At 39.7% G+C, this 10,272-nt stretch carries 11 protein-coding genes; 6 read left to right on the top strand and 5 right to left on the bottom strand.

Annotated elements, in window-relative coordinates; genetic code table 11:
- The first annotated feature begins 63 nt into the window (after positions 1-63).
- Positions 64-531: a glycine zipper 2TM domain-containing protein gene (locus P20652_RS10825; RefSeq protein WP_008168090.1), complete on the top strand. Its 468-nt coding sequence runs from the start codon at positions 64-66 to the stop codon at positions 529-531.
- 428 nt (positions 532-959) lie between these two features.
- On the opposite strand, the gene P20652_RS10830 is transcribed toward P20652_RS10825, so the two are convergent.
- Positions 960-2,177 carry a pyridoxal phosphate-dependent aminotransferase gene (locus P20652_RS10830; RefSeq protein ID WP_008168088.1) on the bottom strand — a complete coding sequence of 406 codons (1,218 nt, stop codon included), beginning with the start codon at positions 2,175-2,177 and terminating at the stop codon, positions 960-962.
- A 104-nt stretch (positions 2,178-2,281) separates the two neighbouring features.
- Positions 2,282-2,626, bottom strand: coding sequence for an Hpt domain-containing protein (locus tag P20652_RS10835; protein WP_008168086.1), 345 nt, complete (start codon positions 2,624-2,626; stop codon positions 2,282-2,284).
- Positions 2,627-2,762: 136 nt separating this feature from the next.
- On the opposite strand from P20652_RS10835, the gene P20652_RS10840 reads away from it, so the two are divergent.
- Both P20652_RS10840 and P20652_RS10845 read left to right on the top strand, forming a co-directional pair.
- The gene (locus tag P20652_RS10840; RefSeq protein ID WP_008168084.1) at positions 2,763-3,359 is read left to right on the top strand and encodes a tRNA-uridine aminocarboxypropyltransferase; all 597 of its coding nucleotides are present in this window, start codon (positions 2,763-2,765) and stop codon (positions 3,357-3,359) included.
- 24 nt (positions 3,360-3,383) lie between these two features.
- Positions 3,384-4,169, top strand: a complete 786-nt coding sequence (locus P20652_RS10845; protein ID WP_008168082.1) for a CLCA_X family protein — start codon at positions 3,384-3,386, stop codon at positions 4,167-4,169.
- Positions 4,170-4,185: 16 nt separating this feature from the next.
- Here the strand turns inward: P20652_RS10845 and dcd are convergent, their stop codons facing one another.
- Entirely contained in the window at positions 4,186-4,770 is a 585-nt protein-coding gene (gene dcd / locus P20652_RS10850; RefSeq protein WP_008168080.1) for a dCTP deaminase, read from the bottom strand.
- Between the two features lie 6 nt (positions 4,771-4,776).
- Entirely contained in the window at positions 4,777-5,853 is a 1,077-nt protein-coding gene (gene apbC / locus P20652_RS10855) for an iron-sulfur cluster carrier protein ApbC (protein WP_033017365.1), read from the bottom strand.
- A gap of 187 nt (positions 5,854-6,040) precedes the next feature.
- Here apbC and metG point away from each other — a divergent pair, with 187 nt between their 5' ends.
- Both metG and P20652_RS10865 read left to right on the top strand, forming a co-directional pair.
- On the top strand, positions 6,041-8,062 hold the full coding sequence (gene metG / locus P20652_RS10860; RefSeq protein ID WP_008168076.1) for a methionine--tRNA ligase: 2,022 nt from the start codon (positions 6,041-6,043) through the stop codon (positions 8,060-8,062).
- A gap of 121 nt (positions 8,063-8,183) precedes the next feature.
- Positions 8,184-8,831, top strand: coding sequence for a bifunctional 4-hydroxy-2-oxoglutarate aldolase/2-dehydro-3-deoxy-phosphogluconate aldolase (locus P20652_RS10865; RefSeq protein ID WP_008168073.1), 648 nt, complete (start codon positions 8,184-8,186; stop codon positions 8,829-8,831).
- Between the two features lie 81 nt (positions 8,832-8,912).
- Here P20652_RS10865 and lepB read toward each other — a convergent pair whose 3' ends face one another.
- On the bottom strand, positions 8,913-9,563 hold the full coding sequence (lepB, locus tag P20652_RS10870) for a signal peptidase I (protein ID WP_008168071.1): 651 nt from the start codon (positions 9,561-9,563) through the stop codon (positions 8,913-8,915).
- A gap of 182 nt (positions 9,564-9,745) precedes the next feature.
- Here lepB and P20652_RS10875 point away from each other — a divergent pair, with 182 nt between their 5' ends.
- Positions 9,746-10,246, top strand: a complete 501-nt coding sequence (locus P20652_RS10875; protein ID WP_008168070.1) for a fasciclin domain-containing protein — start codon at positions 9,746-9,748, stop codon at positions 10,244-10,246.
- The last annotated feature ends 26 nt before the right edge of the window (positions 10,247-10,272 follow it).

Genomic DNA, 10,272 nt, shown 5'->3' with positions numbered 1-10,272 from the left:
AGTGCAATTTAATTCGTTAAATTGATCAAAGATTTATGCAGGTTGGTATAAAAGGAGCAAGTTATGAAAGCAATTACTATAATGATGTGCGCTTTACTCACACTAAGTGCACCTTCGTTTGCTAAATATGAGCGTAATAAAGCAGTCCCTGTGCAACAAGTCTTATTTGGTGACGTAAAATCGGTACGCAATATTACCGAACAAGAAATCATTCAAGACAAAAATAATGGCTGGAAAACTTTTGGCGGCGCATTACTCGGTGGCGTAGTAGGCAACCAGTTTGGTGGTGGTAGTGGCCGAACTGTAGCAACAATATTAGGCTCGGTAATTGGCGGCAGTGTTGCACATAACAGGCAGCAGCAAAGTCGTTATCAGCAAAATCACTTTGTAGAGTTATTAATACAAGTTGAAAATGGCGACCAGTTTATGGTTGTTCAAGATCAAGACCAATCAATGCGTTTTAGCAAAGGCGATAACGTAAGGTTAGTGTACTTGAACGACAACACAGTACGTGTAGATAAAGCGTATTAGGCCGTGCTGAAATTTGGTGGTTGAATTTGCAGCAGAATGTTTGGTGTTTCGACAAGGCGGAACCTATGAACGGTGGTTGTTCCCCATAAATAGGCGATAACGCAGCATACATGCCAAACATGCGCTGCCCGAAGGGTTCTGCCTAGCGGCAATTAACTCTTTGTTGCCTAAATGGATGTAGGTAAGGGGCGTGAGCAGGACGCGGAAGCTTTGCTCGGTTTTTACTTATTCTTACATGGATGTAAGCCATTAGAATAACGTAGGAGCAGTTATCGAGCCCACTAGGTTACAAACCTCGCGTCGCGATTTAATCGCCCCTAGATTGAACAAATTTCAATCCACAAAGTTCAACACGCCCTGCCAATATATTCATGACTAAAGTAAAAAACGAGCCAAATTTGGCTCGTTTTTTTATTATTTTTTAATAACTATACCTGGCGATAGTCTTTAAAAAAGCGCTTCATTTTTAGCATCGCATCGGATAAATCATCTTTGTTTGGTAAAAATACCAATCTAAAATGATCTGGATCTGGCCAATTAAACGCCCTGCCATGCACAAGTAATATTTTTTCGGCTTTTAGCAAATCATACATCATCTTTTCATCATCTTTGACGTTAAAAAGTGCTGTATCTACTTTAGCAAACGCATAGAGCGCGCCTTTAGGCTTTTTACAACTAATGCCTTCAATATCATTTAACCCGCGCCATGCAATATCACGCTGCTCGTATAAGCGACCACCTGGGTTAATTAAGTTATCAATCGATTGCACACCGCCCAACGCTTGTTGAATAGCATACTGTGCAGGTACATTTGCACATAAACGCATCGAGGCTAGAATTTCTAAGCCTTTGCGTAAATCGTCCATAACTGAAGTACGACCGCTTAGCACCATCCACCCCATTCTTAGCCCCGCTGCACGGTAGGTTTTAGCCAACCCGTTAAAGGTAATAATTGGTACATCATCGCAAAGTGAGCCGATTGAAGTATGCGTTACACCATCGTATAAAATCTTTTCGTAAATTTCATCGCTCAATAACAGCAGTTTATGTTCACGAGCTATATCAATTAATTGCATTAGCAAATCATCACTGTAAACCGCACCCGTTGGGTTATTCGGATTAATTAATACCAGAGCTTTAGTTTTAGACGTGATTTTACTTCTTATATCCGCAATATCTGGAAACCAGTCTTGCTCCTCATCACACAAGTAATGTACCGGATTACCACCCGATAAAGTCACAGAAGCCGTCCAAAGTGGATAATCTGGAGCAGGAATAAGCACTTCATCGCCATTATTTAATAGCGCTTGGGTGATCATTTGAATAAGTTCGCTAACGCCATTACCAATATAAATATTATCTACATCTAAATTATGTAATCCACGTTGTTGATAATGCTGATAAACAGCCACGCGGGCTGAATAGAGGCCTTTAGAGTCACAATAGCCTTGGGCTGAATATAAATTGCGGATAATATCGCGGTGCATATCTTCTGGCATATCAAAACCAAAGGCGGCCGGATTGCCTATGTTCAATTTTAATACTTTTTGACCCTCATCTTCCATTCTTTTAGCTTGCGCTAAAACCGGTCCACGAATGTCATAACATACACCTTCTAATTTGTGACTCTTTTTAATATCAAACATTTTTACCTCGACTAGTGATTCTTTAGACTAACCTAGTCAAGGCGCAAAATGCCAGTGTATTTGATTACTTAATACTGAAATAAATTCACGTTTCGACTCAATAATCAACGAGATGCTAACCATTCATTTAACTGCGTTTGAGAGCCATTTACTTGCTCAGTCAAACGAGTAGACGCATCGATGGCATCTGGTAGATTATCCATAATTAAATGTTGTTCAATAACACGAGATACTTCAGCAAGGCTTGAAGCGCCAAACTGCGCCGCATTCGATTTTAAGCTATGGGAATGTCGAATGGCTGCTTCTTTATCTTTACCAATGGTTGCTAACACTTCAGAGCCTAAACGCTCAAACTCTGCGCAACAAAAGTCAAGTGTGTCAGCAAATTGCTCACCCAATAACGATTCCATACTCTCTAATGCCGATGTATCAATATTTATCTCTGTCATATTTTAAGCCCTTAAAACAATCCATGTACATTACCGTTTAATAATACTACTTTATATTGATGCGTAAAAAAACCAACTTAATTACCTTATAAATGTATAATTATGAAGTTCATACTGGCAACAAAAAGTTTATTAAATGGCACGCACACTTTGTAATTATTGTAACTTTGCACTAAACACCTGTATTTGCAACGCAATTACAAATATAAACAACAAAGTTACGGTTATTATTCTACAGCACCCAAGCGAAGAAAAAATAGCAAAAAATACCGCTAAGCTACTCAATTTATGCCTAACTGATTGCCAAATAATCAAAGGCGAAAATAATGATGACTTTTCTATTCTTAAAACACTGCCAGTAAGCTCAACTGTTTTACTCTACCCTAACGAAAACGCTATAAATTTAGACGACAGCGCTGAGCAATCTAATATAAAAAACATTACCCATTTAATCGTGATTGATGGCACATGGAAAAAAGCCTACAAAATTTTGCAGCTCACCACATTACTAAATCAATTTAAAACGGTCAGTTTTAAACAGCTACCTAAAAATCGTTATGCTATTCGTAAAGCCCCTCGCGCCGACAGCCTATCCACACTTGAAGCCGTAGCGCATAGTTTGTTTTTAATAGAGCAGCTAAATCCCGCACCACTTTATAATGTGCTTGATGAATTAATACAAAAACAAACCCAACACATGCCTAAGCACGTAAAAGCACGTTACTTAGATTAAATTCGTTACTAAATGAAACTTGCAATGCGTAACTACCCTAACAGACTAAAACGTGGCTTTACTCGCCATGGACCCGACTATCGCTTTGACGACCAAGTCGACTTTAGCGATATAAGAGATACCTTTGGCTTTAGGTCAATGGTTGTTGGTAAATGGGTAACTAAAGAAGAGCGCTACATTAGCGCTAATTTAATTTATGATGCACTGGCGGATCTTGCGCAAATACTGCATTTACCGCCCAAAGCTATTGGCCTGCGCGGCAAGCTTAACTTTGCATTTGGTCATGGCGGTCAAAAAGGCGTGCAAGCGCATTATAATGCAGCTTCTCAAACGCTTGCCCTTGCAAAAAATGCAGGCGGTGGTGCACTTGCTCACGAATGGTTTCATGCATTTGATCATCATATAAGCGAGCACTTATTTGCAGTAAAACCACGATTTGGTTTTGCCTCAAAACTTTGGCTTTCAAACACGCCTAATTTATCCCACCCACTTAATAATGCTTTAAACAGTTTTTATAAACATGTCTTTTTAGATGAAGATGGTATTGATGCAAATAGCTTTGTACAAACGTGTATAGAACACGATAAAGCACACAATATGAATTATATGAGCATGCCAGAAGAGCTTGCAGCACGGTGTTTTGAAGCCTGTATAGAGCAGCATTCAAGTATAAAAAATAGTTTTTTAGTGGGAGGCTTACAAAGTAGTAATTTAATATACCCAAATAGTGAGCATATCAATAAAGCAAATGAAGCGCTTAACCAGTACTTTGCACTACTGGGTTACGCGCTTCATAAAATAGACGAGTAATGTCTATATTTGGTAATTACTTATCGTCACTAATACGACTTGCTACTGCGCTACTTTGATCTTTATATTTTGCATCTTTACGAATGTTGTAGGGGTTTTCACACGGGCCCGATAACATTTCAAAGCTCATAGCACCAATTTTCATCAGTGGGCGAAGTGCCAATGGTAATTTACCTGAGTTGTAAAACTCTAAAACAATATTACCGCTCCAGCCAGGGTCTATTCGGTGTGCGGTTACGTGCACCATTAAACCTAAACGTGCAAGGGACGAGCGTCCATCTAACCACCCTACTATATCTGCAGGCAGAGTTACTTTTTCGTGCGTTATAGCAAGTGCAAGTTCACCTGGGTGTAAAAAAAATGCTTCACCTTCATCAAGCACTATTTCTTCACTCATGATTGATTCCATAGCTTTATTTAACTGATCTTTTGGACCACTTAAATCGACGTATGCCGCGTTGTGTGCATTAAAAGTTCTAAATTTATTACCCAAGCGTAAATCGGCAGTCACGCCTGAAATCATGTCGCTCGTTGGTGCAGGCTCAATAACAATGCGACCATCGCTTAAGTATTCATTAATATGGGTGTCTGAAAGTCTCATTATTTATTAATCTTCTGTAATCACAATTTCAATCGCATCGTGATGCTGTTGATAATAAAGCGTGCTGGCTATAAGCCTCGCTGCTGCGCTGTATGTTTTGCTTATTGCCGCGTCGTTATCGCTTGCAATAAGTTTTCCTTGCTCAGAATACTCACGTATATCTATTGCAAGCGGAATATGGCTAAGTACGGGCACGCCGTGCTTGTGCGCCAGTTTTTGTGCACCGTCTTTACCAAATACGTGGTTAGCTTCACCGCAGTGGCTGCAAATGTAATAACTCATGTTTTCAATTAAGCCCAGCACTGGCACGTTTACTTTATTAAACATAGCAATGCCTTTTTGCGCATCGGCAAGGGCTAAGTCTTGCGGTGTCGTGACAATAACAGTGCCGCTCGCTGGTACTTTTTGGCTCATTGTAAGTTGAATATCACCGGTGCCCGGTGGCATATCAACAATTAAGTAATCAAGCTCGCCCCAATCGGTTTCGTTTAGCAATTGGCTCAGCGCACCTGAAGCCATTGGCCCGCGCCATACGGTGGCATCATCGCTTGGAACTAAAAAGCCAATTGACTGCGCTTTAATGCCGTTTGCATCAAAAGGCTGTAACTGTTTGTTATCTTTAGTAACGGGCTCTGCGCCCACCAAGCCTAAAAGCATTGGAATTGATGGGCCATAAATGTCAGCATCTAAAATACCCACCTTTGCGCCTTCGTTTTTAAGGGCGCCCGCCAAGTTAACGGCAGTAGTCGACTTACCTACTCCGCCTTTGCCTGAGGCAATAAGCACAATATGTTTAATCGCTTTAAACTTAGCTGCCTCTTTAATGATAACCTTAGTGCTAATAGTGACAGGCACATTTAAGATTTCACTTACGTGTTGCTCAACTAAAGGCATTTCTGATTGCCCAGCAAATGGCAGGGTTAATTTAATGTGTAGTGATTTATCGTCATTTTGAGTAATCGTATCAATGAAGCTTTCGTCAATACCGACGGCAAAAGCCGCACTACGATATGCCGCTAAGGCAGTAATAATCGGTTGTTTTTGCACCGATTTAGAAGAGAATAGTTTCGACAGTCCAAACATAGCAATTAAATAGCGTTTCTTTGATGAAAAGTGCCACGGAATTATGTAACATTCAGGGCATTAACACCAGTCAATTAATAAAAATCCATAAGCTGTGAGTGCTCTAAGCAAATAGCTTGTAGATAAATTAATGATAATTGCCGTTTGTATAATAAAAACGGCGTTTTATCCTCAATTCGGAATGATTATGACGCAGCGAAAGATCCTGATTACCAGCGCATTACCTTATGCAAATGGCCCTACTCATTTAGGTCATTTATTGGAGTATATCCAAACTGATATTTGGTCACGTTTTCAAAAACTACAAGGCCACGAAGCTTATTATGTTTGTGCAGACGATGCCCACGGCACGCCAATTATGCTTAATGCGCAAAAACAAGGGATCACGCCTGAAGAAATGGTAAAACAAGTGAGCATAGAACGCCAACGCGACTTCGCTGACTTTAATATCAAATTTGATAACTACCACAGCACACACAGCCAAGAAAACAAAGAATTAAGCGAACTTATTTATAACCGCCTAAACGATGCCGGTCATATTAAAAAACACACTATTTCGCAATTATTCGATCCGGAAAAAGGTATTTTCTTACCCGATCGTTTTGTAACAGGTACTTGCCCAACGTGTAAGTCTGAAAACCAAAATGGCGATAGCTGTGATTCGTGTGGTGCTACATACAGCCCAACCGAACTCATTGACCCGCGTTCTGTAATGTCAGGTGCTGAGCCTGTACTTAAAGATTCTGAGCATTACTTTTTTGACCTGCCAGCATTTGAAGGCATGCTAAAAGAGTGGCTACACTCAGGCACTATTCAACAAGAAATGGCTAACAAGCTAGACGAATGGTTTACCGATGGTTTGCAACAGTGGGATATTAGCCGTGATGCACCTTACTTTGGTTTTGAAATCCCAAATGCACCGGGCAAATATTTTTACGTTTGGTTAGATGCACCTATTGGTTACATGGCGAGTTTTAAAAACCTATGTGACAAAAAAGGCATCAACTTTGATGAGTTTTGGGCTGAAGGCTCAAACGCTGAGCTTTATCACTTTATTGGTAAAGACATTATCTACTTCCACAGCTTATTTTGGCCAGCAATGCTAGAAGGCGCTAATTTTAGAAAGCCAACTAACGTATTCGCTCATGGTTTTGTCACTGTAAATGGCGAAAAAATGTCTAAATCAAAGGGTACGTTTATTAAAGCGCGTACTTATTTAGATAACTTAAACCCAGAGTACTTACGTTACTACTACGCAGCAAAATTAAGCAGCGGTATTGTTGACCTTGATTTAAACCTAGAAGACTTTGCACAACGCGTAAATTCGGACCTAGTAGGTAAAGTAGTCAACATAGCGAGCCGTTGTGCTGGCTTTATTACTAAAAAGTTTGATGGCAAGCTAAGCAGCACAATTATGCAACCAGAGCTGTTAGCTGAGTTTCAAGCGGCTGCACCTAGCATTACAACACACTACGAAAACCGCGATTACAGCCGTGCAATTCGCGAAATAATGGCGCTTGCCGACAAAGCAAACCAATTTATTGATGGCGCAGCACCTTGGGTATTAATTAAAGACGAAACTAAGCAACAAGAAGCACACGAAGTGTGTTCTCTTGGTCTTAACTTGTTCCGCGTTTTAATTACTTACTTAAAACCAGTGCTACCAGAAATGGCCGACAACGTACAAGCATTTTTAAATGACGACCTTGCATGGGACGGCGTTCAAAATGCACTCGTAAGCCACCCTATCAATAAATTTAAACCGTTAATGCAGCGTGTTGAAATGGATAAAGTAAATAAAATGGTTGAAGAATCTAAAGAAAGCTTAGCGCCAAAAGTAACTATTGACCCTAACAGCCCACTTGCAAAAGAGCCGATTAGCGACGAAATAGAATTTGATGACTTTGCAAAAGTAGACTTACGCGTAGCTAAAATTGCTAAAGCAGAGCACGTAGAAGGCGCTGATAAACTACTTAAGCTAACACTTGATTTAGGCGGCGAAACTCGCCAAGTGTTTGCAGGTATTAAATCAGCTTACGCACCAGAGGATCTTGAAGGTAAGTTAACCGTTATGGTCGCTAACCTTAAGCCTCGTAAAATGCGCTTTGGTATGTCTGAGGGCATGGTATTAGCAGCAGGTCCTGGCGGAAAAGAAATTTATATTCTTAACCCAGATGACGGCTCAGAGCCTGGTATGCGCGTAATGTAATATTACTCATACAATAAAAACCGCTGATACATCAGCGGTTTTTTTATGGGCTTCCCTATTTGCTTTATAAGCATTATTTAAATAATAACAGTGTATTAAAATATTTTTTAGATCAACAACCATGACCAGCAACCTTCATACCCAAAGACTAAATACCAGTGCGCTAATCAAGCAATATAAGTTACTCGCAATCTTACGCTTAAAACAACAAAGCGACGTAGCTCCATTAATTGATTGCTTAGTTAATGCAGGCATAAACGCACTCGAAATCACTTCAAACACGCCTGGCTTTGAGCAAGAAATAACAAAAGCACGCGCAGCTCATAAAAATGCACTTATTGGCGCAGGTACAATAATAAATACTACTCTTGCTCAGCAAGCAATTGATGCCGGCGCACAGTTTATTGTAACGCCAAATACCAACAAATCGGTTGTCGAACTTGCCCACCAGCATGGGTTACCAGTATTAATGGGCGCACTAACACCTACCGATGTTGCAAATGCAATTGAATATAAGGCAGATATTATTAAGGTATTTCCTGCGGGCAGTATGGGCGTTGGTTACTTTAAAGCATTAACAGGTCCATTTTCAGAAGCACAATTAATGCCTGTTGGTGGTGTGAATTTAGATAATTTATCACAATGGTTTGAAGCAGGTGCTTGTGGCGCGGCAGTAAGTGGCGATTTTTGTAAGGTATTAAATACCGAACAAGAGCGTAGCCACCTTACCAAGCTTGTAAAAAGCTATATAAGTAAACTGCCTAAATAGGCAGTTTATTTTATTTATAAAATAGCCAAATGTGCGCTCATAAAATTTGATTGGGCGCTATACAAAATTAATTACTACTAATTAATTCAGCTTTTTCAATACGCGATCTTTTCTTGGTAGGTAATAATTATCGTAATGAAGTGACGCTATAACGCGCTCTGCTTTTCCTAATAACTCATTACGCGGAATTAAACCTATTACACGCGAGTCAGCGCTATTGTCGCGGTTATCACCCATTGCTAAATAATAATCATCAGGAATTGTAATTGCATCAAACCCCGGTAAACGTGAAGGAATATTTGCCACTCTTATCGAATGCTCTAATCCGTTTAAATCTTCGATTTTATCAAGCGAGTCTATGTTACTTTGCTGATCTGCATAATTAAGTTTTTTACCATTAATAATGAGCTCATTATTTTTAAGTGCAACGGTGTCTCCTGGCACACCAATTACACGTTTAATTAAACGGTTATCGGCAGCTTGTGAGTCAAAAACAATAATATCACCAGCTTGTGGATCCGCTAATTTAAGTAATTTTATGTGCGTAAATGGGACGCGAATATCGTAGGCCATTTTATCGGTAAGTATTCTGTCACCTTCTTGAATGGTCGGTTTCATTGAGCCTGTTGGCACTTCGTACCAATCGGCAACAGCGCTTCTAAATACGCTCATCAGTGCAATAAATACGATGAGAGAGCGGTTATTTTTCCAAAACTTATAAACTAATTTCATGCCTATTCCCTTCAATTGAACAAGTCTTTAATTGAGTAACTGTTTATATGACTTTGCTAATTAGCTGCAGTTCAATTAAGGATGTAACAAAACATGTTTACTTTAATTATAAATGATCGATTAAATTTTAGACGCCGTAACATATAACGAAACCAACGGGTATTAACTTAAAGGAAAATAAAATGTTTAAGAGAATTACTACTGCATTATTGATTACAACCGCAAGCCTTGGATTTACTACAATGGCTTATGCTGATCATCATGGTATGAAAAAAGACGTTGTTGAAGTAGCCGTTGAAAATGGTTCGTTCACTACTCTTGTTGCTGCTGTTAAAGCTGCAGGTTTAGTTGAAACACTGCAAGGTAAAGGACCCTTTACTATTTTTGCACCAACAGATGCTGCATTTTCGAAACTGCCTGAAGGCACTGTAGAAATGCTACTCAAGCCTGAAAACAAAGATAAGCTTACGGCGGTATTAACTTATCACGTAGTGTCTGGAAAAGTGATGGCAGCCGATGTAATGAAGGTAGATAGCGCTAAAACACTACAAGGCCAATCAGTTATGGTTAAAGCCGACAGTATGGGCGTAATGATAAATGACGCTAAAGTTGTAAAAGCTGATGTAAAAGCAAGCAACGGCGTAATTCATGTTATCGACACAGTACTACTTCCAAAAGAGTAGTCATAAAAGAATAAGCCAAATAAAAA

This window comes from Pseudoalteromonas sp. BSi20652, from assembly GCF_000239855.1.
In the GTDB taxonomy this organism is placed as follows: domain Bacteria; phylum Pseudomonadota; class Gammaproteobacteria; order Enterobacterales; family Alteromonadaceae; genus Pseudoalteromonas.
Note: the sequence above shows the minus strand (reverse complement) of the source record. Positions and strands in the feature narration are given on the sequence as shown.